We start from the raw sequence: 24,031 nt of genomic DNA on the forward strand, positions 1-24,031 counted from the left end.
CAAAAGTAACTTAAGGTGCGTAACCTACTAAAAGTAGCTAGCGCCCAGCCTAGCCCGAAATGGAGTGAATGTCATGCACGCACTGATCGTTGTAGCCCATCACGACCGGCAATCCCTCACCCATAGCGTGGCCGCACAGGTGGCGGCCGGGCTCACGGCGGCCGGCCACACTTATGAGGTTGCCGACCTCGCCGCCGAAGGCTTCGACCCGCGTTATACCGCCGCCGACCACTTGGTACACCGCACTCGCGCTAAGGCGCCCGCCGATGTGCTGGCCGAACAGGCGCGCATCGACCGCGCCGATGCGTTGGTGCTGGCATTCCCCATTTATTGGTGGTCGCTGCCGGGCCTGCTCAAAGGTTGGATCGACCGCGTGTTCGTCAACGGCTGGGCGATCGATTACGGCCCCGATACGCCGGTGGTGAAAAAACTGCGGCACTTGCAGGTGCACCTGCTGGCGCTGGGTGCGGCAGATGAAAGCGCGTTCGATCGGCACGGTTATGCCAAGGCCATGCGCACGCAGATCGACTACGGGATTTTTGATTACTGCGGGGCGCAGGTGGTGACGTCAAAGCTGCTGCTGGAAACGGAAAGCGGCGCTGCGCAGGCGCATTTGCACACCGCAAAAGCCATCGGGCAGCGCTTGTTTGAAGCCGAAACGGTGGCCGGGTAGTCAGCCTTCGCGAAACAGATCGTGGGCATCCAGCAGGCGGTAGGCGATTTCCGGGCGCTTCTCCAGGCCACGGCGAATCGCCGCCGGAATCGCCTGGCGGGTTTTGCGGCACAGGCCGGGCTGCTCGTCGATGTTGATCTGAATGCCGCGCATGCTCTTGACCTCGGTGTGCCCTGGCGCCACCTGCACGCGGATGCCCAATTGCTCGAACATCCGCTGTTGCATGTGTTCCAGGTCTTGCAGGCTCTGGAGGTTTTCCAGGCGCTCGACCAGCTTCTTCTCTTCCTGACGCGTCAGGCTGAGGATACGCAGGTCGGCGCCGGGCGCTTGCAACAGCTGTTCACGGTCACAGGCACACACGCCGGGTGGGCAGGGTTGGCGGATGGTCATGCGCAGTCCCTCCCCATGCCGACGTGCTGGCTCAGTAGCTCAGCGCAACCCCAAGACTGCCCAAGGCCTTCCAGTAATCAGGGTAGGTCTTGGCCACGCAGTCCGGGTCCTGGATGCGGATTCCCGCCACCTTCAGCCCGGCCAGGGCAAAGCACATGGCGATGCGGTGGTCGGCGTGGGTGTCGATCAGCGCATTGCATGAAGTGCCGGCGAGTGCCGGGTCGCTGGCCACCAGCAGGTCGTCGCCCTCGATGGTTGCCAAACCTGGGCGAATCTCGTTGAGGCCGTCGTGCAGTGCCTGTACACGGTCACATTCCTTGACGCGCAGGTTGGCCAGTTCCGTGAAACGCACCGGGGTGTTGTTGAACGCGGCCAGCACCGCCAGGGTCGGGATCGCGTCCTGCATCTGCGAGCCGACCACGGTGCCTTGCATATTCGGGAACTGCGCGATCACGGCCTGGGCCTTGGCGTCCGGCTGGGTGAAGTCCTGCGCGGCCACGCCGATGTCGATGCGCCCGCCGGTCAACACTTCGGCAGCCCACAGGTAAGTGGCGGCGGAGGCGTCGGGTTCGATCAGGTAGTCATGGGCGCCGTAACCGGTGGGGGCTACACGCCAGGTGGTGTCGTCGACCACCTCGACCTGCGCACCGAACGCACGCATGCAGTCCAGGGTCAGGTCAACATAACCACGGGCGCCGATGTCCTTGCCGGTCAACGCTATTTCAATCGGCGCCTGGCCACAGGCCGCGAGCATCAGCAGCGCCGACACGTACTGGCTGGACAAGCCGCCATCAATCTCGAAACGCTTGGCCTGCACCTTGCCCACGCCGTGCACGGTCACCGGTGGGCAGCCGGTCGGGCTGTCGACGCGGATGCCGTTCTGGCCGAGGGTGGCCAGCAGCGGGCCGATCGGGCGTTTTTGCATGTAGTCGTCGCCGTCGAGCACCACGGTGCCTTCGACGGTCGCCACGGCGGCGGTGAGAAAACGCATCGCGGTGCCGGCATTGCCGAGGAACAGCGGCTGCGAGGGCAATTGCAGCTTGCCGGAGCCTGTGACCACGAAGGTGGTGTCGTCCGGCTCATCGATGCTCACGCCCATCTGGCGCAAGGCCACCGACATGTGGCGGGTGTCATCGCTTTTCAGCGCGCCGCTCAGACGGCTGGTGCCCTTGGCCAGGGCGGCCAGCAACAGGGCGCGGTTGGTAATGGATTTGGAGCCGGGGGGCGCGACCTTGCCGTTCAGGGCGAAATTGGGCGGTGTAACGGTCACGGTTTTCTGCGAACTCAAGGTACAAGGCTCCTGATCAAGGCAAGGCGGTGTGGAGTGGCCGACGGGCGGACCCGAATAATCAGCCAAACACGCCACCCTTGTCGAGCAGGGATCGTGGCAGGGCGCGTATTTCGAGGCGGTCGCCGACTTGTCCTGGGAACGGACTGCTCCTGTAGTCGAACTACTTCTGTGGGCGTAGGACAAGCAGCAAATCCGATGCAGGACAACGCCCTTTACTCAGCGATACGCGGGCAGCGCGCGAATTTTCCGAGAGAAGCAGCGGCTGGACAAAAACGCCCGCCAAGGTAAGTTCGAAGCGTGCCCCATGACGGGGCACATTCAATCAAGGAGTGAATGAAATGAACAAACCCCAGACCCAACTTCGTCACGGTCGCGTCGTGACCCCGCCCAGCCGTGGTTCGGTGGCGGTAGAGCGCGGGCTGCTCGGCAACTGGCAAGTCAACGAGATGGAAGGCGGCAAAAACTTTCCGGCGCTCACCGCCGGGCCGTTCCCGGCACCCTATCAAACCGATGATCAAAGCGTCACGCCGCCGGCCGACGGGCATATCCTGAGCGGCGGCAAGACCGACGACCGCGATTGCCTGAACTTCACCGACGAGGAGATGAGCAAAAAGCTCAACACGCCGTTTACCTGGCCATTGCTGAATGTCGAGGCTGGCCAAGTGTTCAAGGTGCAATGGGACTACACCGCCGCCCACGTCACCCGTGGTTATCGTTGGCTGATCACCAAGGATGGCTGGGACCCCAAACAACGCATCAGCCGTGCGCAGCTTGAGGCCCAGCCGTTTTTCGAAGACTTTTACACCCAGGTGCCGTACTACCAGCACGCCGATGAAATGAAAGCCAAGGTCGAACACCAGGTCACGCTGCCCAAGGGCAAGAAAGGCCGGCATGTGGTGGTGTTGATGTGGATCGTGGCCAACACCGGCAACGCGTTCTATCAGGCGTTTGACCTGGACTTCAAATAAGCGCTGTTAACGCTGGGCCAACCAGTAGTCATGCAGCGCCCGCGCAGCGGGTTCGATCGCTCGAGCCCGCTGTTGGTGGGCGTTTACATCCAGGTCTGCCGGCAGTTCAAAGTTGTCCTGCTCGGCGCACCAGGAAATCTTCTCCAGCAGCGCCGCCTGTTCGGCAGGCAGTTCTGGCCAGTTGCCAATTGCCGCACCACGGATATAGCCAAAGCACCATTCCTCGGCAAGCGTGAGGGGGTGGCCTTGGTGTTCGGTGTCATCAAAGCGCGCCTTGAAGCTTTGCGCGTCGGTGGCCAATTGCGCCGCCAGCGTATTCATATGACGCACGCACAGCTCGAGGAAGCGCTGGGCTTCTTCCACGTTTTCCCAGGCCGGGTTCTGCCCACCCCAGATCGCCGGGAACCACTGCGCGACGTCCACTTGTGCCGGGCTGGAGACCAGCGCGGTGAAGTAGCCGTCGAGTTCAGCCAGGTTCAGCACCGAATGATCGTCGCCGTATTTCAACAGCGTTTCGTCGATGAAGTCGAAATCGGCAGGGGTGAGGGGTTGGGCGAGCATGGGCATATCCTTTAAACGTCGAGCGCCGCGAAGTGGGCGGCTTAAAGCGCAGAGGATGGCGCTTGGGCGGGCTTTTTTCCACTTATTTCCCAGCGCTGACACAGCTTGCTCACGCACATCGAACCCACCACTGCCAGAATGATCGGCACCAGAAAGTCATGCTCGATACGCGTAAATTCCGCCACCAGCACAATCGCGGTCAGCGGCATGCTCATGCTGGACGCCAAAAACGCCGCCGCGCCGATGATCGCAAACGCGCCCAGCGGCACCCCGGGCCACACCAGGCTCCAGGCACCGCCGAGCAGAATCGCGAGCAACGCGCCGTTGGCCAGGCCCGGCGTCAGCAGGCCGCCTTCGGCGCCGGCGCGCAGGCTGCTGGCGGTGATCAACACCTTGACCAGCAGCAGGATGGCGGCCAGGCCAATCGTCAGCTCATTGTCGAAGCCCAGTTGCGCCGGGCCTTTGCCATTACCGAGGATCTGCGGCAGCAGCATCGCCAGCCCGCCGATAATGGTGAAGTTGATCAGCGACATGACTGGCAGGCGCCAACCGCGCGCGGCGTTGGCCCTGGCGGCGCCGGTAAAACGGCTGAACCCATAAGCGGCCACGCCAAACACTGGCCCGCACACCACGGCCCAAGTGATCAGCGCCGGGCTCAACACAAAATGCGGCACTGCATATTGCGATTCCGCACCCAGCCCGATCCACGCCACCGACGCACCAATCGCCGAGGTCGCCAGCGCAATCACCGCCGCCGGCCAACTGAAGGCGCCCACCAGCACTTCCAGCACAAACACCGCGCCGCCCAAGGGCACGTTGTACACCGCCGCCAGCCCCGCGCCGGCGCCGCAGGCCACGATCAAACGGTGCATGTTGGGTTCCAGGCGAGCCCGTTGTGACAGCCAGGTCGCGGCCAGCGCGCCGACTTCGCGCGGCGCCACTTCACGGCCCAATGGCGACCCGAGGGCCACGGTGATGATCTGCAGCACGGCGTGGGCGAGGGTGGTTTTGGGTGGCATGATCGGCATCTTTTCAGAGACGGCCTGCTTGATGCTCACCAGCGGTCGGCCATAGCGATAAATCATCCACCAGCCCAACCCGGCGACCAGGCCGCACACCACCAGCACCAGCAGACGGCGCTGCGGCGCGGCAGCGGTGACGCCCCACAAAAAGGTTTGGTGGCTGACCAGGCTGTCGAGGCTGTAACCGTAGGCCAGGTGCTGGATGCCGTGCAGCAGCAACGCCAGCAGCATACCGCCCAGCCCGGCGCCAATGCCGGTCAGCACGACCACCAGGGCCAGAATCAATGATGAACGAAAGGTGGACGGCATAGCGGGCTCCAGGCAGTGGCCCTGAGTGTATAGCCGATAAAGCGCGGCGCCTGGGTGAAATGTATCGGCAGGCGATAAACCCGGCCGCCACAACATTTCATTACTTTGCCAGTCCCGTTTTTGGCCGATGCGCCGTCATGTTCCCTTGTTATAGTTCGAGCCTTATTACTCGCCAGTCAGGGATCACTGCCATGTCCGAATACCAAGCTTTCATCGTCGAACTCACCGGCAATGTTGCCCATGTGCAGATCAACCGCCCGGAAAAAATCAACGCGATGAACGCGGCGTTCTGGACCGAGATCATCGACATCTTCCAGTGGGTCGAAGACACCGACGCCGTGCGCGCCGTGGTGCTCAGCGGTGCCGGCAAGCATTTCTCGTCCGGCATCGACCTGATGATGATGGCCTCGGTGGCCAATAGTTTTGGCAAGGACGTGGGCCGCAACGCACGCCTGCTGCGGCGCAAGATCCTCGAACTGCAAGCCTCGTTCAATGCCGTCGACACCTGCCGCAAGCCGGTGCTGGCGGCGATCCAGGGTTACTGCATCGGCGGCGCCATTGACCTGATCAGCGCCTGTGACATGCGCTACGCCGCCGAAGGCGCGCAGTTCTCGATCAAGGAAATCGATATCGGCATGGCTGCCGACGTCGGCACGCTGCAACGGCTGCCGCGCATTATCGGCGACGGCATGTTGCGTGAACTGGCCTACACCGGTCGCCCGTTCGGCGCCGAAGAAGCACGCAGCATCGGCCTGGTCAATCGCGTGTATCCCGATCAGGACAGCCTGTTGGCCGGGGTCATGGAAATCGCCCATGAAATCGCGAGCAAATCACCGATTGCCGTGGCCGGCACCAAGGCCATGATCAGCTACATGCGTGACCATACGGTCAATGATGGTCTGGAATACGTTGCCACCTGGAACTCGGCTATGTTGCAATCCAACGACCTGCGCGTGGCCATCGCGGCCCATATGAGTAAGCAGAAACCCGAATTCGTGGATTGACTGATATGACACCAGGCTGGATTACCACAACGCTGCTGGACAACGACGCCCCTGGCGGCTGGGCCGTCGCCCGCAGCCGCGAGGGCTTTTTACATGACACCAATGGTCCGCTGTTCCCGCGTGAATGGCTCAAGCGCCAGGACCTGTCGGTGTTTGCTGAACATGGCATTGGTCACCTTGACGGTGAGCCGGTGTACTTGCTGGAGCTGAACGCGGCGGCCGAGGTGCCGGGTTGCAGTTGGCAGGGCTTGCGCGGCTTTATGTTGCAGGGCGACCACACCCTGTACAAAGTGCTGGGCTACGCCGCGCAGATCGGCACCTGGGCGCGGGAGCACCGGTTCTGTGGCAGTTGCGGCCAGGCGATGGTGCAGGTACCACGCGAGCGGGCGATGTATTGCCAGGCCTGCGACCTGCGCAGTTACCCACGGATTTCGCCGAGCATGATTGTGCTGGTGACCCGTGGCGACGAGATCCTGCTGGCGCGTTCGCCGCGTTTTGTTACGGGCGTGTACAGCACGCTGGCGGGATTCGCCGAGCCGGGTGAGTCGGCCGAAGATTGCCTGATTCGTGAAGTGCGCGAAGAAGTGCAGGTGGAGGTCAAGAACATCCAGTACATGGGTAGCCAGTGCTGGCCGTTCCCGCACTCGATGATGCTGGGCTTCCATGCCGAGTACGCCGGGGGGGACATCGTGCCCCAGGCCGACGAGATCGAAGACGCGCAGTGGTTCAACATCCACGACTTGCCGCCGTTGCCGGCGTCACGTTCGATTGCGCGTTACCTGATCGACCTCTACCTGGCGCGCCGTTTAGGCCACGCTGAACCAGTGCTGCCAGGCTAGGCGCACCGTCAGGCCGAGGACCACGGTGATAAACACTGGGCGAATGAATTTGGCGCCGCCGCTGATTGCGCTGCGTGCGCCAAAAAACGCGCCACACATTACCGAGAAGCCCATCGCCAGGCCGACGATCCAGTCCACCGAGCCATTGAAGATAAACACCGACAGCGCCGCCGCGTTGCTGACGAAGTTCATGCTGCGCGCCACGCCGCTGGCTTTGACCAGGTCGATGGGGTGCAGCAGCATCGTGCTGACTGTCCAGAACGCGCCGGTGCCGGGGCCGGCCACGCCATCATAGAAACCCAGGCCGAAGCCTTGGGTGGACTGCCATTTCTTCTTGATCGGTGCATCGGCATCCAGCGGCGCCTTGGGCGTGCCGCCGAACAGCAGATACACACCACAGGCGAACACGATCACCGGGAGCATTTTGTTCAGGGTTTCGGCGGGCAGGTAGTGGGCAACCACGGCACCGGCCAAGGCGCCGACCAGCGTGCCGACGATGGCGTGTACCCATTGGCGCGGGTGGAACAGCTTGCGCCGGTAGAAGGTAAAACTGGCGGTGGCGGAGCCGAAGGTCGAGCTGAGCTTGTTGGTGCCCAGCACCAGGTGCGGTGGCATGCCGGCGGTGAGCAGGGCCGGCGTGGTAAGCAGCCCGCCGCCGCCGGCGATGGCGTCGATAAAGCCGGCAATAAAGGCCACGCAGGCAAGAATGGCGAGGGTAGTCAGGTCAACGCTGAGTTCGAAGGGCATGGGCAGGGCTTATTATTGGCAGGGCGCAGAAAAGGGCTGCGTCAAAGATCGCCATCTTACCTGCCGGATGCACCCAGCTCCCACCTTTAAACCGTGCCCGCCTGACTATTTGTGGGTTCCCAGCCACTCCAACGCCGTGCGCCACACACAAATCCCGAGAAAATACGCCGACATCACCGACCACAACCCAAACGTCCACGGGTTGGTATTGGGGTAGTCCACCACCATCAAAAAGCTGCACAGCAACCAGATGGTGGTCACGGCGATGTTGATCGGCATAAAGCGCTTGACCCGGAACGGGTGCAGAAACTTCATCGGTGTGACGGTCAGCAGCGCCAGGCCGATCACCGTGGCCAGGGTCACCCAGGCGTCCGGCTGGATGATGTAAACGCACAAGGCCACCACATTCCAGGCCGCAGGAAAGCCGACAAAATAGTTGTCTTTGCTCTTCATGTTCACATTGCAGAAGCAGAACAGCGACGACACCAGGATCACCGACACTGTAAACAAGTGGGTGAAGTCCGGCAGGTCGATATAGCGGTAGATAAACAGCGCCGGAATAAACACATAGGTCAGGTAGTCAATCACCAGGTCCAGCACCGAGCCATCAAAGCTGGGCAGTACCGTGCTGACATTTACCCGTCGCGCCAGCGAGCCATCGACGCCATCGACCACCAGCGCCAGGCCCAGCCACAGCAGGCAGGCCTTGGGTGAGTTTTCCAGCAAGGCCAGGGTGGCCAGGAACGCCAGCACCACGCCGGTGGCGGTAAAGCCGTGGGCGCCCCAGGCTTTGAGTCTGGCTACATGCAGGGTCGATATCACGGGCGGCTCTCCAAAAGATGAAACAGGGCAGCCGACGACGTAACGCCGTCGAGTCTGGCCGGGGAATGCAGGTATCGACCGGGAAGGGAGGTATAAGGTTCACCGCCCCGGCGTATCACTTAGCGTAGCAAGGGTCAGACGTTTCGGCATCAACCCTGACGGAACACCAATGCCTTTAAACCGCTCTGCGGGTCGACATCGGGAAATTCCGGCGGGTTTTCCAGCCGCTGTACAAAGCGCAGGCCCGGTGCTTCGCGGGTTACGCCGCCAATCAGGAAGTCCTCACCGAAGGCCGGGTCGTTCATGCAGGCCAATACGGTGCCTTGGGCCGTGAGCAAATCCGGCAGGCGGCGCAGCACGCGTTGGTAGTCTTTGGTCAGCAGGAAGCTTCCCTTCTGAAAGGACGGTGGGTCGATGATCACCAGATCGTAAGGGCCGCTGTTGGTCACCTTGGCCCATGACTTGAACAGGTCGTGGCCCAGGAAGCTGACGCGGCTCAGGTCATGACCATTGAGGCGATGGTTGTCGCGCCCGCGACTCAAGGCGCCACGGGCCATGTCCAGGTTCACCACATGGTCGGCACCGCCTTCAATGGCCGCCACCGAGAAACCACAGGTGTAGGCGAACAGGTTGAGTACACGCTGGCCCTTGGCCTGTTCGCGCACCCAGTTGCGGCCGTAGCGCATGTCGAGGAACAGCCCGCTGTTCTGTTTTTTACCCAGGTCGATCAGGTAACGCAGGCCGCCTTCGGTAATCGTCAGCTCGTCTACCGCTTCGCCCGCCAGCCATTCGGTGGTGCTTTGTGGCAGGTAGCGGTGTTGCAGCGCAACGGTGTGAGCACTGAACTGCGTTTGCAGCAGTTGTTTAAGGGCTTCGAGCTGCGCAGGCTCGGGTTCCTTGAACAACGAGACCAGCAGCACGCCCTGCAACCAGTCCACTGTCAGTTGCTCCAGGCCCGGCCAGCAGCGGCCACGGCCGTGGAACAGGCGCCGGGTCTCACTCGGCGGGTTGGCCAGGGCGGCGAGCAAATGGGCGTGCAGGGTAGCGAGTGCGTCTGGGTTCATCGTTGAGCGTCAGTCGTTGAGCGGGCGGCATTTTAAACACAGTCACCGACATAAACTGGAAAAAAACCCCGGAGGTCCCCATGAACGGTTTCGCGAGTGCAGCCATCACACCGCCCAAGACTCGCAAGCACTGAATGAGTGGCGCGACGCCCTGGCCTCGCTGGTGGCCAATGACGGGCCAGAACGCGCGCGCCAGATCCTCGACCTGCTGGCCCGCGAAGGCCGCGCACCGCACATTGGTTTTGTGCTGCCGCTTAAATACTTGCGATCAATGGAGCGCCAAAAGACTCACGCAAAAAGCCTGGCGCGATATAGCGCTCGTAATGCGCCTCGGACAGCAGGAAAAACTCGCGGTCAATCGCATCACGCAAATCCGCCAGATGACGCTCGCGAAACTCCGGCAGCAGCGCCAGCCCATACGCGTCCAGCCTGGAAATCACCCGCGCACCCCGGGCAATCAGCTGGTACGCCCAGCAGTACGGCGACTGGTGCGGCACAAAGCGAATTTTGCGGGTTTCAAGTTGCTGGCGCAAAAGCTGCGGGTCAAACACCTCAAGCTTGCTGGCCATCACCTGCACCAGCAACTGTTCCAGGCGCAGCCACACCGCCTGTTTTTCCTCGGCGTTGTAGCCATTCCATTGAATGACTTCATGGTGATAACGCTTGCAGCCCCGGCAGACCAGGTCGCCGTAAACGGTGGAACACAGGCCGACGCAGGGCGTTTTGATGGTTTGGTTGGGCATAAGGTTTGTACGCAAGTCTAAAAAATACCGCTAACCCATGTGGGAGCGGGCTTGCCCGCGATAGCTGAGTGTCAGCCAATACATGCTTAACTGACCCGCCGCCATCGCGGGCAAGCCCGCTCCCACATTTTTAATCCCAGCTCAGCGCGCCGCCGGTCTGGTACTCGATCACACGGGTTTCGAAGAAGTTCTTCTCTTTCTTCAAGTCCATGATCTCGCTCATCCAAGGAAACGGGTTAGTCGTCCCTGGATACTCTTCCTTCAACCCAATCTGCGACAACCGACGGTTAGCGATGAACTTCAGATAGTCCTCCATCATCGCCGCATTCATCCCCAACACCCCACGTGGCATGGTATCGCGCGCGTATTCAATCTCCAGCTGCGTCCCCTGCAGAATCATCTGGGTCGCTTCTTCCTTCATCTCGGCATCCCACAAATGCGGGTTTTCGATTTTGATCTGGTTGATCACATCGATACCGAAGTTCAGGTGCATCGACTCGTCGCGCAGGATGTACTGGAACTGTTCCGCCACGCCGGTCATTTTGTTGCGACGGCCCATGGACAGGATCTGGGTGAAGCCGCAGTAGAAGAAGATGCCTTCCAGGACGCAGTAGTAGGCGACCAGGTTGCGCAGCAGTTCTTTGTCGGTTTCGACGGTGCCGGTTTCGAACTTCGGATCGGAGATCGAACGGGTGTATTTGAGGCCCCACGCGGCTTTTTTAGCGACCGATGGAATCTCGTGGTACATGTTGAAGATCTCGCCTTCATCCATGGCCAGCGATTCGATGCAGTACTGGTAGGCGTGGGTGTGGATCGCTTCTTCGAAGGCCTGGCGCAGGATGTACTGGCGGCACTCCGGGTTGGTGATCAGGCGGTACACGGCCAGCACCAGGTTGTTGGCAACCAGGGAGTCGGCGGTGGAGAAGAAGCCGAGGTTGCGCATGACGATGCGGCGTTCGTCGTCGGTGAGGCCTTCCGGGTTTTTCCACAGGGCGATGTCGGCGGTCATGTTGACCTCTTGCGGCATCCAGTGGTTGGCGCAGCCGTCGAGGTACTTTTGCCAGGCCCAGTCGTACTTGAAGGGTACGAGTTGGTTGAGGTCGGCGCGGCAGTTGATCATGCGCTTTTCGTCAACGGCGACGCGGGCGGCGGAGCCTTCGAGTTCAGCGAGGCCTTCGGCGACGTCGAGTTTGTCCAGGGCGGCCTTGGCGCGGATGATCGCAGCCGAGTCGCTGGCGGTCACGTTGCGCGCTTCCAGGGCGGCGGCAGCACCGGCACCGTCGAGACGGTCCATGTTGGCTTCGCTGGCGTGGCCGGCGTTGGCGCCCTTGATCACCGCTGCACCGGTGTCTTCGTTGTCGACTTCATCCCAACTCAACATTGAAATTCTCCTTCCTGGTACTCGAAAAATAGGTTTTTGCAGGCTTCAAGGCATTGAAATACTGCGCAGAGTGTGGTCGGTAAATACCGATACTGCACACTATGTAGTGGTGGTTTGTGTTTGTGGGCACACTATATGGTGTGTAACAAAACAGGTCAACGCACAAGATGTGCGGTCTTGGGTCGCGGCGCAGCGCCGGTTGAGCTATAAAACCTGGGTTCATTGGCTGCCGGTGGAATTTCAAGGGAATGAAAAAAGTACTGATTCGCTCCGCCCAGCTGGAAGACGCGCAAAGTGTCTTCGAGGTGCATAAGAACTCCGTCGAAAACCTCTGCACGGGCGACTATGGCCCCGAGCAGATCGCCATGTGGCTCAACGGCCGATCACCCGCGACCTACCGCGAGGCCATCGCCGCCGGCAACCTGTGGCTGGCGTACACCGACAGGCTGCAGGGGTTCATCGAGATCGATGGCAATGAAATCAGCAAACTGTTCGTGCGCGGCGCTGCCGCCGGGCAGGGCGTCGGTGCACGCCTGCTCAATGAGGCCTTGCAGCGCATCAAGAACGCCGGCCATGCCAAGGCCTGCCTGGAAGCGACCCTCAACGCCGAAATGTTCTATGCCGCGTTCGGCTTTGAAAAGGTCGGCGAGGGCACCTTCAGCCGGGGCAACAGCCCGGTGTCCATCGAGATCATCAAGATGGAGCTCGCCCTGTAGCGGTGGGTCTACCAACCACGCAGTCGCTCCCAGACCTGCACGTCACCGGTGCGCAGCACGGCGTTGTAACTGCCAAACTGCGCCCCCGTGGCGCACGCATGATTGGGCAGAATACGCAGGCGCGTACCCAGCGGGAATTGCGCCACCACATCGACGCCGCCCGCTTCGAACCGTGCCACGCCATGTTCCTGGTTGGCGCTGCTCAACAGCAACCCGTCGAGCAACTCCCCGTGCTCATCGCACACCTGGCCATAACCGAAGTCGCGTTTTTGTGCGTGTGTGCCGCGATCCCGGCTCATGGCCATCCAGCCGGCGTCAGTGATGATCCAGCCTTTTTCCGCTTGATGGCCGATCACTGTGGTCAGCACGCTCAAGGCCAGTTCTTCGATGCGGCATACGCCGACGTTGTGCATCACCAGGTCAAAAAACGCGTACACACCCGCGCGCAGTTCGGTCACGCCTTCAAGGCTGACGGCTGACAGTGCGGTAGGCGTGGAGCCGACACTGACCTGATCGCAGGCCAGCCCGGCGGCGCGGATACGCTGCGCCGCTTCAACGCAGCGTGCACGTTCCTGTTCAGCGATGGCCTGCAACGCTTCGGGCGTATCCAGCCCGTAGCTTTCCCCTGCGTGGGTCATTACGCCGACGAGGCTGTCTCCGAGCAGTCGGGCGATGTCGAGCAATAACGCGTCCTGCGGCTTGACCCCGGAACGGTGGCCGTCGCAATCAATCTCGATCATCACCGCAAAGGTTTCACCCTGTGCGGCGCCGAAATCGACGATAGCGTGGGCGCCGGCGAGGCTGTCGGTGATCAGCGTCAGCGCGCAACCCCGGCGGCGCAATGCCAGGGCCTGGGGCAGTTTGTGCGGGGCCATGGCGACGGCGTAGAGGATGTCCTGGATGCCCAAGTCAAAGAAATATTCGGCTTCCTTGAGCGTCGACACGGTGATGCCATGGGCACCGGCCGCTATCTGCGCGGCCACCACTTCGGCGCATTTGTGGGTTTTGACGTGGGGGCGCAGGTGCACGCCCAGGTGGTCGGCGCGCTGTTGCATGCGTTGGATGTTGCGCTGCATTTTCAACGTGTCTATCAATGCTGCCGGGGTGTCCATGGTTGAAGCTCCACTAGGGCGGACAGCGGCCAAATTGACGGCCTGTCCAGGACTGGATATGTTGTCTTGCATGAAAAAGACCTCTCTTGAAGAAACCACCCTGATCAGCCAGCTCGAACAGATTGCCGAAGGCTTGAGCAAAACCTTCAGCCCGTTCTGCGAAGTGGTGCTGCACGATTTGCGCGACCCGCAGCAGGCGATCCTGGCGATCCATAACAACCTCTCCGGGCGCTCGCCGGGCGACCCGACCACCGAGTTGGGCCTGGCGCGGATTGCCGACCCCGACTACCCGCAGATCATTGCCAACTACCGCAACCAGTTCGCCGATGGCCGCCAGGTCAAAAGCACCTCCATCGGCATCAAGGACACCAGCGGCAAGTACGTCGCGGCCTTGTGCATGAACGTCGATCTCTCATTGTTCCGTGGCCTGCAGGGCATGCTCGAGCAATTTGGCTCGGTCACCGGCGACACCTTGATTGAATCCCTGGAGCCGTCCGGCGCCGATGTGATTCGCACCCGCATCGACCAGTTCGCCGCACGCCTGGCCACCACGCCGCGCGCGCTCAAGGCGGCGGATCGACGGCTGTTGCTGCAAGAGCTCAAAGACTCGGGCTGCATGGACATTCGCCGGGCGATGGAGACCGTGGCTGCGCACCTGGGCGTGTCCCGTGCGGCGGTCTACACCTACGCCAAGTAGCGCGCTACAGCTTCAATTTCCACCCGGTAACCGTGGTGCAACTCGGGCACCGGCACCACCGCGCGGGCGGGGCGGTGCTCGCCCAGCGCAGCGGCGTAAATACGGTCGAATTGCGCCCAATGCTGCACCCCGGCCACATACACCGTGACTTTCACCAGATCCTGCGGCGAGCCACCAGCGGCTTTCAGGATGGCCAGCAGATTAGCCAGCGCAAGCTGGGCCTGTTCGGCAAACGATGCTTCAAGGTTGTGGCGCCCGTCGGGGCTGACCGGCAATTGCCCGGAGATATACAGCGTGTCGCCGTGGCTGACGGCCTGGGAGTAATGCCCGGCAGGCGCCGAGGCGGTTTCGGTGTGGATGATGTTCATGGTGCCTCGCTGAGCAGCGCAGCGTAGCGCGCGATATCGACGTTGCCGCCGGTGACGATAATGCCCACGCGCCGGCCCTTGAACCGCTCGCCCAGCTGGCGCAACGCCGCCAGGCCCAGGCAGCCGGTGGGTTCGACCACCATTTTCATGCGTTGCATAAAGAACCTCATCGCGGCCACCAGCTGCGCGTCGGAGACGGTGAGGATGTCGGTGACCTTGTCGCGGATGATCGGGAAGGTGTAGTCGCCCAGGTGTTGGGTTTGCGCACCGTCGGCGATGGTCGCCGGGGTGTCGATGTGCACGATGCTGCCGGTCTGGAATGAACGCTGGCCGTCATTGCCTGCTTGGGGCTCAACACCAAACAGCTGGCAATCGGGGGCCAGCGCACGGGTCGACAACGCGGTGCCCGAGAGCATGCCGCCACCACCCAGGCCGACGAACAGGGCGTCGAGGGGGCCGCTGAATTCCAACAGTTCCTTGGCGGCCGTGCCTTGGCCGGCGAGGATGTGCGGGTGGTCGTAAGGCGGGATCAACGTCATGCCATGCTCAACCGCCAAGGTGCGACCGATTTGCTCACGGTCCTCGTTGAAGCGGTCATACAGCACCACGCTGGCGCCATATTCCCGGGTGGCGGCGACCTTGGCGGCGGGCGCGTCGGTGGGCATCACGATGGTCGCCGGCATGCCCAGCAATTGGGCGGCCAACGCAATGCCCTGGGCATGGTTGCCGGAGGAGAACGCCACCACCCCGGCCTTGCGCTGCTGCGCGTCGAACTGCGAAAGGGCATTAAACGCACCGCGAAACTTGAACGAGCCGGTGCGTTGCAGGTTTTCACATTTGATAAACACCTGGGCGCCGGTTTCGGCGTCGAGGGTGCGTGAGGTGAACACCGGTGTTTGATGGGCGAAGCCTTCAAGGCGTTGGGCGGCGGCGACGACATCGGAATAGTCGGGCAATTGCATGAGCGGTCCTCGTTTGCTGATCTAGATAAAATATCTATATAAAGACAAATAGTAAAGCTCTGCCTGCTCCTGTCGAAGTGCTAAAGTTTTGCGTTTCTCTGACTACGAGAGGGCTCGACGTTGATACGACTCGCCGAATACATCGCCGACTTTTCCCAATCGCCGCTGGCACCCTGGGCTGACCTCGCACCCTGGGCTCTGACAACCCAGGCCCCCGTGATTGTTCGCCAGATGCTCACTCAACTGCTGGCAGCCGATTACATCATTCAGGATGAAATCGCCATCCACCGTACCGCCACGGTCGAGCCCGGCGCCTTGCTCAAAGGCCCGCTGATCATCGGCGCCGAGTGTTTTATTGCCAGTGGCTCGCTGTTGCGCGGCGGTTGCTGGCTGGATGCGCAGTGCATCATCGGCCCCGGCGCAGAGTTGAAAACCTCATTTGTATTCAGTGGCAGCAAACTGGCGCACTTCAACTTTGTCGGCGATTCGGTATTGGGGCATGGGATCAATCTGGAAGCCGGCAGTATTGTCGCCAATTACCGTAACGAGCGGCTGGACAAGGAGGTGTGGGTGCGCGTCGCCGGGCAGTTGCAGCGTACCGGCTGCGACAAGTTTGGCGCCTTGCTGGGCGATCAGTGCCGGATTGGTGCCAACGCGGTATTGGCACCGGGCGCGGTGTTGGCGCCTGCCAGCGTAGTAGGGCGTGGGCAAGTGTTTGACGCAGAACTCACGGCATAAACGCAAAGTTGAAAAGAGCATGGTGCACCAGCGCGATATTAAATAGAATGAATCTCATTTGAGACTCACTCGCGCCGCGCAGGTTGCTTGCCATGACTGATGCTGTTGCCCAGACCCACACTGGCGAACTGACCTTGTCGAGTTTGTACCGTGATCATCGCAGCTGGCTCGAAAGCTGGTTGCGGCGGCGCCTGGGCAATGCCTGGGATGCAGCGGACCTGACCCAGGACACCTTCGTGCGGGTGCTGGCCAGTGCCCAGCCGATTGCGCAAATGCAGGAGCCACGGGCGTATCTGGTGACCGTTGGTAAGCGCTTGCTGGCCAACTTTCATCAGCGCCGCAGCCTTGAGCACGCCTATCTGAAGGCGCTGGCGAGTTTGCCCGAAACCTGCGTGCCGTCACCCGAGCGACGCTGGCTGGTACTGGAAACCCTGCACGCCCTGGATGAGTTGCTTGACGGTTTGCCGCAGGTGGTGCGCCGTGCCTTTCTGTGGAGCCAGTTGGAGGGCCTGGGCTATCGCGAGATTGCCGAGCGGCTCGACGTCTCTGAGCGCACGGTCAAGCGCTACATGGCCCAGGCCTATGAACATTGCTTGCTGGTGGACATGTGAGCCGCGAGGTTGCGCGCGCCGCCGCCCAATGGTTGGCGCTGCTGGAATCCGGCGCGGCCACCGAGCGTGACCACGCCAATTTGCAGGCGTGGCGTGACAGCCACCCTCAGCACGAACAGACCTGGCAGAAGGCCCAATCGCTGCGCCGGCGCTTTAGTGACTTGCCCCAGGCCGTGGCAATGGCCAGCCTCGACCGCCCGCAACCGGGGCGGCGTGCGCTGCTCAAGCGGGCCCTGGGCGTGGCGGCGCTGGTGCCGACCGCCTGGTTGATCAGCCGCCAGTTGCCCATCGAGGCATGGCGGGCTGATTTGCACACCGCCACCGGCGAGCGCAAGCGCCTGCCACTGGCCGATGGCAGCAGCCTGCAACTCAACACGGCGACGGCGGTGGATATTGACCTGGCACAGCGGCGCATCACGCTGGTGGACGGCGAGTTGGCGCTGACGGTGCCGGGCGCAGCGGCGATCAGCGTGCACACGCGCTATGGCCAGGTAGCGGTGCGCCAGGCCGACGTGTGCGTGCGGCAATTGGCGTCCGGCTGCCTGGTGTCGGTGTTCAAGGGCGCAGTGCAGGTGCGTGATCTGGCCGGGCAATTGACGACGTTGAACAGCGGTCAGCAAGCCTCGTTAAGGCCTCACGGGCTGAGTGCCGGGGCGGCGTTTTATGTGCAGCAACTGGGCTGGCGTGACGGCGTATTAACCGCGCAGAACCAACCCTTTGGGGATTTCCTGCGTGAGCTGGAACGTTACCGCCCTGGTGTGTTGCGCTGGGACCCGAGCCTGGAAACGCTACGGGTCACCGGCAGCTTTCGCCTGGATGACACCGATCGCATCCTCACGCTGCTGGCCCAGACCCTGGGGTTCGAGGTGCGAGCGCGCACGCGGTATTGGGTGACACTCAGCCGAACCCTGGCCTAAATCACATGCGCGCGCTGCAACTCGGTCAATGACTGTGCCTTGAGCTGCGCCAGCGCCGGGTCACGCCGGTCCCGTGGGTGTGGCAGGTCGACTGCCAGTTCCTGGCGGATACTGCTCGGCCGGTTGTCCATCACCAGCACCCGGTCACTCAAGTACAGCGCCTCGTCGACATCATGGGTCACCAGCAGCAAGGCAATCGCGTGGTGTTCGGCCAGTTGCAGCAGCAAGTCCTGCAGTTTCATGCGGGTAAAGGCATCCACTGCGCTGAACGGCTCATCGAGCAATAACACCTGCGGGCGTGAATACAGCCCGCGTGCAATGGCCACGCGTTGCGCCATGCCGCCGGACAAGGCCTTGGGCAGCGCCTGGGCGAAGCCGGTCAGGCCGACTTCTTCGATCAACTGGGTGACCCAGGCCTTGTCGTAGTGGCGGTCATCGCTGAAACCGATGTTCTGTTCCACCGTCAGCCAGGGCATCAGCCGTGGTTCCTGGAACACAAAGGCGACTTCGCCTTCCGGGCTGCGCAGTTCGCCCTGGAAGTCGGTCTCCAGGCCGGCGACGATGCGCAACAACGTGCTTTTGCCACAACCGCTGGGGCCCAGCAGGCTGACGGTTTCGCGCGGTTGCAACGCCAACTGCAGATTGTTCAGTACCACAATGCCGGCAAAGCTTTTGCGCGCCACGCGAAGCTCCAATAACGCTTGCATACTCATTGCTCCGCACCCTGGCCTGAGAAGGTGTCGCGCCAGGCCAGGCAGCGTTTTTCCAGCGCTGCGAGCAGGCCATCGCTGAGCTTGCCCAGCAGTGCCAACACGATAATGGCGGCCAGCACGATGTCTGGCCGTGAGGTTTCTCGACCATCGCTGAGCAAGTAGCCGAGGCCTTTGGTGGCCGCGATCAGCTCCGCTGCCACCAGGAACATCCACGCCAGGCTCAGGCCGCTGCGCAGCCCGGTGAACAGGCCGGGCAGGGCGGCGGGCAGCAGAATCCGGCGTACCAGGCGTGACCGCTTGAAACCGTACATTTGCCCGACTTCCACCAGCTTGCGGTCAATATCGCGAATCGCCGCGACACCGTTGAGGTACACCGGAAAGAACGCGCCAATCGCGATCAGCACGACCTTGGAGGTTTCATCGATACCCAGCCACAGCAGCAACAGCGGCACCCAGGCCAGGCTCGGGATCGAGCGCAGCCCGGCGAAAGTCGGCTCAAGATACGCTTCGGCTTCACGGCTCAACCCCACCCAGGCGGCAAACACCAGGGCCAGGCTGGCACCGATGGCAAACCCCGCCAGTACCCGTAACAGGCTGGCGCTGATGTGTTTCCACAACGCGCCTTCGGCGAGGTCGGTGAGGGTCACCGCGATTTCGCTGGGCGCCGGCATCTGGTAGGACGGCAGCCAGCCGATGCGCACCACTCCCTCCAGCACCAGCAGGATCAACACCGGCAGCACCAGGCCCTTGAGGCGTCTTGGCCAGGCACTGCGGTTGATCACCACGGCCGTCGGCAGCGGCAGTGATTGGCTTTTATCGGTCATCACGCCTCCGTTAAGGCTTGGGCAGGGTTTGGCCAAACGACGTGTCGATCAACTGATCGATCACGGGGTCGACATCCACGCCACGACGGACCAATTCCTCAGACACCAGGATCGGCGCGGCGGCCTTGGATGACGCCACGTCCTTGGCGCTCAGCAGTGGGTTGCCGAGGTCGGTGCGCGACAATTGCAGCTTGGCCACTTCCAGCGGCAGGCCGGCTTCGTCAGCGAGCAATTTGGCGAATTCATCCGGGTGCTTCACGGCCCAATCGCGGGCCTTTTCATAGGCACCGAGGACCTTGGTGATGGTCTGCGGGTGTTCTTTGGCATATTGCTCGGTGACGCTGATCACGCCGTAGCTGTTGAAGTCTTTATTGCGATACAGCAAGCGCGAACCGGCCTGGATTTCACTCGCGGCCATGTGCGGGTCAAGGCCGGCCCAGGCGTCCACGTCGCCTTTCTCCAAGGCGGTGCGGCCGTCGGGATGCTGCAAATGCACCAGCTCCACATCATCCTTTTTCAGCCCCGCCAGTTGCAGGCTGCGCAGGGTGAACAGGTACGGGTCGGTACCTTTGGTGGCGGCGATTTTTTTGCCTTTGAGGTCTGTGACGGTTTTGAGCGGCGAGTCTTTGCGCACCACCAGCGCGGTCCATTCAGCCCGACTGTAGACGTACACCGATTTGATCGGGCTGCCATTGGCGCGGCTCAACACCGCCGACAAACTGGCAGACGAGGCGAAGTCGACGCCGCCACTGTTGAGGTATTCCAGCGAGCGGTTGCTGCCCTGGCTCAGCACCCAGCCGACCTTGGTGTGAGGAAGAGCCTGTTCGAGCCAGCCGAAATGCTTGAGTACCAGGCTCACGGGCGAGTAGTAGGCGTAATCCAGGTTGACCTGGGCGGGGTCGGTTTCAGCGGCAAAGGCTTGGGGTTGCAGGCACAGGGCGAGGGCGCAGGCGCTCAATAAAGCAAAGGGTTTCATGGAACAGCTCCAGACAAGGCGTTGAGAGAAGGCTTTTCTTATATTCAGAAAATTGAAATGGCATGTTCCATCATGCTTTATAGGAATATGCAGTCTCTGTGCCACCTTGTGCGCAGCGTATATACACGGGTTTTTACCGATGCGGCTGTAGCGGGAGAGGGCAGTCTGTTGAACTGCTGTTGGCAGGCGAACACTTCGCATATATCTGTATCGTATAAATAAAGACTTATATATTCCTTTTAATGTTGGTGCCGATAACGCATTTTGAGGGCCTGCGCATTCGTGCGGATTGACCCAACAGCCAAAAGGAAAGCCGACATGACCATTAAAGCGATCAACGTGCGCAACCAGTTCAAGGGCGTGATCAAGGAAATTCTGCTGGGGGAAGTGGTGTCCGAAATTGATGTGCAAACCGCGTCCGGCATCGTCACCTCAGTGATCACCACCCGCTCCGTGCGTGACCTGGAATTGAAAGTGGGCAGTGAAGTGATTGCCTTTGTGAAGTCGACTGAAGTGTCGATCGCCAAGCTGTAAATGTGTTCGCAAGTGGGGGGCGCTGGCTTGCCTGCGATGGCGGTGTATCAGTCATATACATGGCAAATGTTAATTCGCTATCGCAGGCAAGCCAGCTCCCACATTGTTCTATGTCTGTTCAGATAGCTTGTGGGCCACCGCCGCCCGACTGATGCGTCTGCGGTTTATCCGGCGGCGCATCGTGGCAGGGTTCGGCACGCGTTGCGAAACGTTGTGAAATGCGTTTTAGCGCTGACGCAGTGCACGTTCCATGCGTTGCAAACCCTCTTCGAGCATCGATCGTGGGCAGCCGAAGTTCAGGCGCACGAACTGCTGGCTGTCATCGCCGAATTCGATGCCTGCGCTCAGTCCGACCTTGGCCTGTTCCAGGAAGAACTGCTGTGGGTCGGCGAGGCCCAGGGCGCTGCAATCCAGCCAGGCCAGGTAGGTGCCTTGTGGCGCGTGCATCACCACGCCGGGCAAGCGGTTTTGCACGGCGTGCAGCAGATAATCACGGTTGGCTTGCAGGTACTGCACCAGAGCGTCCAGCCATTCGCTGCATTGGCTGTAGGCGGCGCGGGTGGCTTCCAGGCCCAGCGGGCTGACGCTGTCGACCATGCCGCAGCGGGCATTGTTGAAGCGCTCGCGCACCTCGGCATTTTGCACCACGGCAAAGCAGGTCTTCAGGCCGGCGACGTTATAGGCCTTGCTCGCCGACATCAGGGTAATGGTGCGTTGGGCGATCTCGGGGCTGAGGCTGGCGGTGGGAATATGGCGACGGCCGTCAAAGCACAGCTCGGCATGGATTTCGTCACTGATGATCAGTGTGCCGTTGTCCAAGCAGGCATTGGCCACGGCCAGTAATTCTTCACGCGCAAAGACCTTGCCCACCGGGTTGTGCGGGTTACTCAGCAGCAGCGCACCGGCGCCGTTCAGCGCCTGGCGCATGGCGGGCATGGGGGTGATGTACTCGCCATTGATCAATTCAAACGGCACTTCGATACGCGGCAGGTTCCAGTGGCCCGGTGCCAGGCGGATTGGCCGGTAGTTCGGGGTTTGCAGCACTACGGGCTGGCCCGGCTGTACGAACGCATGCAGGGCCATATTGAAACCAGGCTCGACACCGGGCAGGAACAGCAACTCTTCAGGCTGTACGCGCCAGGCGTACTTGGCCCACAGGTCCGCGATGATGGCTTCGCGCACATCCGGGCCAGCCACGCTGTAGCCCAGGATCTGCTGGTCGAGGCGTGCGTGCAGGGCTTGCAGAACGGCGGGTGGCGCGGCGATATCCATGTCGGCGATCCACATCGGCAGAACGTCTTGCGGGTATCGGTTCCACTTGGTGCTGCCGGTGCCTTGGCGGGGGTGGATCGTGTCGAAATCAAAGCTCATGGGGGGCTCGTATCAGGGAGGCAGGTGCAGGAATGGCGCTGATTTTAGCGCCATTAATTTTATAGGCCAGTGCTGATTGCCGCCGACAGCTGCCGGTGTGCCTGTTCCACGGCGCGGGCCACCGCTTCTTCGCCGCGCACCATGGCGCCCAGGTAAACGAAGTCCACCGAATGGATACCCACCGTAGACAGGATAGTGGTCATGTACGGCGTGAGAAAGTCCGGCTCATGACCCTTGCGCGCATTGCCGCTGCTGACCAGCACAAAGGTGCGTCGGTCCTTGAGCAGGCCGACCTTTTCGAACTGCGCATTGATGGTGAAGCTGCGATGGATGCGCACCACATGGTCGATCCAAACCTTGAGCGCCGCCGGCACGGTGAAGTTGTGCACCGGCGTGCAGACGATCAACAGGTCGCAGGCTTCCAGTTCGACGATCAACTGTTCCGACAACGCCGTGGCGCTGCCACTCAAGCCGCCAGGGGTGGTGAGTGCGTTCGCGTATTCACGGGTCAGCGGCGCCAGCGCCTGGCTGCCGTAGTCGCGCTCGATGACGTCGGCGCCGGGCACCAGGTCGTTGAGCAGGGCACGGGCCAGCTTGAAGGTCTGCGCGGCCTTGCCGTGGGGGCTGAAGCTGAGGAGCAGGGCGCGGGTCATAGGCGCAGGTCCTGGGAAAAGTGCATGCCTCGCGGCAGCAGGCCTTGGCGAAAGTAGAAACGCTGGGCCAGGGCCATATGCAGGCCGGTGTCCAGCACCAGGTAACGATAACCGCGGGCGCGGGTTTCGGCGCGGACCCGGTCGAGCAACTGCTCGCCCAGGCGACGGCGCTGCAAGGTGGCGTCCACCACCAGGTCATCGACGTAGATAAACTCGCCGTACAGGGTGTTTTCCGTCAGGCGATAGCCGGCCAGGCCAATGACCTTGCCGTGTTCACGCGCGGCCAGCAGGTGATAGCCGTGCTGGCGCTGGCGCTGAACCTGTGCGGCGAAACGGGCGGCGTCGGCCAGGTGCGGGCGCAGTTGCTGCATCACGGCAAAGCTTGCAATGCAGTCGGCCTCGGTTTCCATGAGGGCGAACTCGACGTGCTCATTGGTCATTGAGGTTCACCAGGTGGGCCTTGATCGCCTCCGGTACTTTACGAAAACTGATGGCCACGCGGTTCAAGGCGTTCATCAAGGAAATGGCCAGGGTCAGGTCGGCGATTTCCTTGTCGTTGAACACCGTGGCCACGGCGGCGTAATCGGCGTCCGGCACGTGGGTTTGCGCCACCTGGGTGACCACTTCGGCCCAGGCCAGGGCGGCTTGTTCACGCACCGTGAACAACGGCAGGGCTTCATGCCAGGCGGCCAGCAGCATGATCTTTTCCAGGCTCACGCCTTGCTTGAGCAGGTCGCGGGAATGGGAGTCCAGACAATAGGCGCAGCCATTGAGCTGCGAAACCCGCAGGTACACCAGTTCAATCAGTTCTTTCTCCAGGCCACAGCCATGGACATAGCTGTGCACGGCGCCCAGGGCCTTGTAACCAACAGGGGCGGCGTGGCCGTAATCGAGACGGTGTTTCATGGGTGATCCTTGGGTTGCGTTAAGAGATGCGTCATTTTCGGTGGTGGCCGGGTCGCTCGACAGGGGCATGATTGGACAAGTGGGTTGGGACATGATCAGACTCCACCTTGTCGTTTTGC

29 protein-coding genes are annotated in these 24,031 nt (G+C 61.7%); 10 read left to right on the plus strand and 19 right to left on the minus strand.

Features of this window, described 5'->3' with window-relative positions; all coding sequences use genetic code 11:
• The first annotated feature begins 73 nt into the window (after nucleotides 1-73).
• Nucleotides 74-673: an NAD(P)H-dependent oxidoreductase gene (locus tag PSH96_RS13445; protein ID WP_305459663.1), complete on the plus strand. Its 600-nt coding sequence runs from the start codon at nucleotides 74-76 to the stop codon at nucleotides 671-673.
• Here PSH96_RS13445 and PSH96_RS13450 read toward each other — a convergent pair whose 3' ends face one another.
• Both PSH96_RS13450 and aroA read right to left on the minus strand, forming a co-directional pair.
• Complete coding sequence (locus PSH96_RS13450; protein WP_099489324.1) at nucleotides 674-1,063, minus strand: hypothetical protein; 390 nt, start codon at nucleotides 1,061-1,063, stop codon at nucleotides 674-676.
• A gap of 31 nt (nucleotides 1,064-1,094) precedes the next feature.
• A complete protein-coding gene (gene aroA, locus PSH96_RS13455) occupies nucleotides 1,095-2,351 on the minus strand; it encodes a 3-phosphoshikimate 1-carboxyvinyltransferase (protein ID WP_305459664.1) in 1,257 nt (418 codons plus the stop codon).
• A 341-nt stretch (nucleotides 2,352-2,692) separates the two neighbouring features.
• Between aroA and PSH96_RS13460 the strand changes: the two genes are divergently transcribed.
• On the plus strand, nucleotides 2,693-3,322 hold the full coding sequence (locus PSH96_RS13460) for a lytic polysaccharide monooxygenase auxiliary activity family 9 protein (protein ID WP_305459665.1): 630 nt from the start codon (nucleotides 2,693-2,695) through the stop codon (nucleotides 3,320-3,322).
• Nucleotides 3,323-3,328: 6 nt separating this feature from the next.
• Here PSH96_RS13460 and PSH96_RS13465 read toward each other — a convergent pair whose 3' ends face one another.
• Nucleotides 3,329-3,883, minus strand: coding sequence for a UPF0149 family protein (locus tag PSH96_RS13465; protein WP_305459666.1), 555 nt, complete (start codon nucleotides 3,881-3,883; stop codon nucleotides 3,329-3,331).
• Between the two features lie 41 nt (nucleotides 3,884-3,924).
• A complete protein-coding gene (locus PSH96_RS13470; RefSeq protein WP_305459667.1) occupies nucleotides 3,925-5,214 on the minus strand; it encodes a chloride channel protein in 1,290 nt (429 codons plus the stop codon).
• Between the two features lie 191 nt (nucleotides 5,215-5,405).
• Here PSH96_RS13470 and PSH96_RS13475 point away from each other — a divergent pair, with 191 nt between their 5' ends.
• Both PSH96_RS13475 and nudC read left to right on the plus strand, forming a co-directional pair.
• Entirely contained in the window at nucleotides 5,406-6,218 is an 813-nt protein-coding gene (locus tag PSH96_RS13475) for a crotonase/enoyl-CoA hydratase family protein (protein ID WP_017139109.1), read from the plus strand.
• A gap of 5 nt (nucleotides 6,219-6,223) precedes the next feature.
• Complete coding sequence (nudC, locus tag PSH96_RS13480; RefSeq protein ID WP_017139108.1) at nucleotides 6,224-7,057, plus strand: NAD(+) diphosphatase; 834 nt, start codon at nucleotides 6,224-6,226, stop codon at nucleotides 7,055-7,057.
• Here the strand turns inward: nudC and PSH96_RS13485 are convergent.
• The 5 genes from PSH96_RS13485 to PSH96_RS13505 form a co-directional block, all read right to left on the minus strand.
• Nucleotides 7,025-7,804: a TSUP family transporter gene (locus PSH96_RS13485; protein ID WP_017139107.1), complete on the minus strand. Its 780-nt coding sequence runs from the start codon at nucleotides 7,802-7,804 to the stop codon at nucleotides 7,025-7,027. The genes nudC and PSH96_RS13485 overlap by 33 nt on opposite strands.
• A 105-nt stretch (nucleotides 7,805-7,909) precedes the next feature.
• The gene (gene pcsA / locus PSH96_RS13490) at nucleotides 7,910-8,626 is read right to left on the minus strand and encodes a phosphatidylcholine synthase (RefSeq protein ID WP_200434200.1); all 717 of its coding nucleotides are present in this window, start codon (nucleotides 8,624-8,626) and stop codon (nucleotides 7,910-7,912) included.
• 149 nt (nucleotides 8,627-8,775) lie between these two features.
• Complete coding sequence (locus tag PSH96_RS13495) at nucleotides 8,776-9,690, minus strand: class I SAM-dependent methyltransferase (protein WP_305459668.1); 915 nt, start codon at nucleotides 9,688-9,690, stop codon at nucleotides 8,776-8,778.
• Nucleotides 9,691-9,944: 254 nt separating this feature from the next.
• Nucleotides 9,945-10,433: a DUF1289 domain-containing protein gene (locus PSH96_RS13500; RefSeq protein ID WP_305459669.1), complete on the minus strand. Its 489-nt coding sequence runs from the start codon at nucleotides 10,431-10,433 to the stop codon at nucleotides 9,945-9,947.
• A gap of 130 nt (nucleotides 10,434-10,563) precedes the next feature.
• Nucleotides 10,564-11,814 carry a ribonucleotide-diphosphate reductase subunit beta gene (locus PSH96_RS13505; protein ID WP_099489316.1) on the minus strand — a complete coding sequence of 417 codons (1,251 nt, stop codon included), beginning with the start codon at nucleotides 11,812-11,814 and terminating at the stop codon, nucleotides 10,564-10,566.
• A gap of 248 nt (nucleotides 11,815-12,062) precedes the next feature.
• On the opposite strand from PSH96_RS13505, the gene PSH96_RS13510 reads away from it, so the two are divergent.
• Complete coding sequence (locus tag PSH96_RS13510; protein WP_305459670.1) at nucleotides 12,063-12,530, plus strand: GNAT family N-acetyltransferase; 468 nt, start codon at nucleotides 12,063-12,065, stop codon at nucleotides 12,528-12,530.
• Between the two features lie 8 nt (nucleotides 12,531-12,538).
• Here the strand turns inward: PSH96_RS13510 and PSH96_RS13515 are convergent, their stop codons facing one another.
• Nucleotides 12,539-13,642, minus strand: a complete 1,104-nt coding sequence (locus tag PSH96_RS13515) for an alanine racemase (protein WP_305459671.1) — start codon at nucleotides 13,640-13,642, stop codon at nucleotides 12,539-12,541.
• A 70-nt stretch (nucleotides 13,643-13,712) separates the two neighbouring features.
• Between PSH96_RS13515 and PSH96_RS13520 the strand changes: the two genes are divergently transcribed.
• Nucleotides 13,713-14,339 (plus strand): transcriptional regulator, encoded by a 627-nt coding sequence (locus PSH96_RS13520; protein ID WP_305459672.1) that lies wholly within the window; start codon nucleotides 13,713-13,715, stop codon nucleotides 14,337-14,339.
• Here PSH96_RS13520 and PSH96_RS13525 read toward each other — a convergent pair.
• Nucleotides 14,327-14,707, minus strand: a complete 381-nt coding sequence (locus PSH96_RS13525; RefSeq protein ID WP_058419655.1) for a RidA family protein — start codon at nucleotides 14,705-14,707, stop codon at nucleotides 14,327-14,329. The genes PSH96_RS13520 and PSH96_RS13525 overlap by 13 nt on opposite strands.
• On the minus strand, nucleotides 14,704-15,669 hold the full coding sequence (locus PSH96_RS13530) for a threo-3-hydroxy-L-aspartate ammonia-lyase (RefSeq protein WP_305459673.1): 966 nt from the start codon (nucleotides 15,667-15,669) through the stop codon (nucleotides 14,704-14,706). Before PSH96_RS13530 ends, PSH96_RS13525 begins: the two co-directional genes overlap by 4 nt.
• 120 nt (nucleotides 15,670-15,789) lie before the next feature.
• On the opposite strand from PSH96_RS13530, the gene PSH96_RS13535 reads away from it, so the two are divergent.
• From PSH96_RS13535 to PSH96_RS13545, 3 genes are all read left to right on the plus strand, one after another.
• Nucleotides 15,790-16,407 (plus strand): LpxA family transferase, encoded by a 618-nt coding sequence (locus PSH96_RS13535; RefSeq protein ID WP_305459674.1) that lies wholly within the window; start codon nucleotides 15,790-15,792, stop codon nucleotides 16,405-16,407.
• 92 nt (nucleotides 16,408-16,499) lie between these two features.
• Complete coding sequence (locus PSH96_RS13540) at nucleotides 16,500-17,018, plus strand: sigma-70 family RNA polymerase sigma factor (protein WP_305459675.1); 519 nt, start codon at nucleotides 16,500-16,502, stop codon at nucleotides 17,016-17,018.
• Nucleotides 17,015-17,935, plus strand: a complete 921-nt coding sequence (locus PSH96_RS13545; protein WP_305459676.1) for a FecR domain-containing protein — start codon at nucleotides 17,015-17,017, stop codon at nucleotides 17,933-17,935. The genes PSH96_RS13540 and PSH96_RS13545 overlap by 4 nt, the downstream gene beginning before the upstream one ends.
• On the opposite strand, the gene PSH96_RS13550 is transcribed toward PSH96_RS13545, so the two are convergent.
• Genes PSH96_RS13550 through PSH96_RS13560 form a run of 3 tightly spaced genes read right to left on the minus strand, consistent with a single transcriptional unit; the run spans nucleotide 17,932 to nucleotide 20,448 of the window.
• Nucleotides 17,932-18,648 (minus strand): ABC transporter ATP-binding protein, encoded by a 717-nt coding sequence (locus tag PSH96_RS13550; RefSeq protein WP_305459677.1) that lies wholly within the window; start codon nucleotides 18,646-18,648, stop codon nucleotides 17,932-17,934. The genes PSH96_RS13545 and PSH96_RS13550 overlap by 4 nt on opposite strands.
• Entirely contained in the window at nucleotides 18,645-19,472 is an 828-nt protein-coding gene (locus PSH96_RS13555; RefSeq protein WP_305459678.1) for an ABC transporter permease, read from the minus strand. The genes PSH96_RS13550 and PSH96_RS13555 overlap by 4 nt, the downstream gene beginning before the upstream one ends.
• Nucleotides 19,473-19,482: 10 nt before the next feature.
• Nucleotides 19,483-20,448, minus strand: coding sequence for an aliphatic sulfonate ABC transporter substrate-binding protein (locus PSH96_RS13560; protein WP_305459679.1), 966 nt, complete (start codon nucleotides 20,446-20,448; stop codon nucleotides 19,483-19,485).
• 318 nt (nucleotides 20,449-20,766) lie between these two features.
• On the opposite strand from PSH96_RS13560, the gene PSH96_RS13565 reads away from it, so the two are divergent.
• Nucleotides 20,767-20,982, plus strand: coding sequence for a molybdopterin-binding protein (locus tag PSH96_RS13565; RefSeq protein ID WP_003173733.1), 216 nt, complete (start codon nucleotides 20,767-20,769; stop codon nucleotides 20,980-20,982).
• A gap of 225 nt (nucleotides 20,983-21,207) precedes the next feature.
• On the opposite strand, the gene PSH96_RS13570 is transcribed toward PSH96_RS13565, so the two are convergent.
• Genes PSH96_RS13570 through PSH96_RS13585 form a run of 4 tightly spaced genes read right to left on the minus strand, consistent with a single transcriptional unit; the run spans nucleotide 21,208 to nucleotide 23,912 of the window.
• Nucleotides 21,208-22,353, minus strand: a complete 1,146-nt coding sequence (locus PSH96_RS13570) for a MalY/PatB family protein (RefSeq protein WP_305459680.1) — start codon at nucleotides 22,351-22,353, stop codon at nucleotides 21,208-21,210.
• Between the two features lie 59 nt (nucleotides 22,354-22,412).
• Nucleotides 22,413-23,006: an FMN-dependent NADH-azoreductase gene (locus tag PSH96_RS13575; RefSeq protein ID WP_058419663.1), complete on the minus strand. Its 594-nt coding sequence runs from the start codon at nucleotides 23,004-23,006 to the stop codon at nucleotides 22,413-22,415.
• Nucleotides 23,003-23,446 carry a GNAT family N-acetyltransferase gene (locus PSH96_RS13580; protein ID WP_305459681.1) on the minus strand — a complete coding sequence of 148 codons (444 nt, stop codon included), beginning with the start codon at nucleotides 23,444-23,446 and terminating at the stop codon, nucleotides 23,003-23,005. The genes PSH96_RS13575 and PSH96_RS13580 overlap by 4 nt, the downstream gene beginning before the upstream one ends.
• Nucleotides 23,436-23,912, minus strand: coding sequence for a carboxymuconolactone decarboxylase family protein (locus PSH96_RS13585; protein WP_056859870.1), 477 nt, complete (start codon nucleotides 23,910-23,912; stop codon nucleotides 23,436-23,438). Before PSH96_RS13585 ends, PSH96_RS13580 begins: the two co-directional genes overlap by 11 nt.
• Between the last annotated feature and the right edge of the window lie 119 nt (nucleotides 23,913-24,031).

Source organism: Pseudomonas sp. FP2338 (assembly GCF_030687515.1).
Lineage (GTDB): Bacteria > Pseudomonadota > Gammaproteobacteria > Pseudomonadales > Pseudomonadaceae > Aquipseudomonas > Aquipseudomonas salomonii.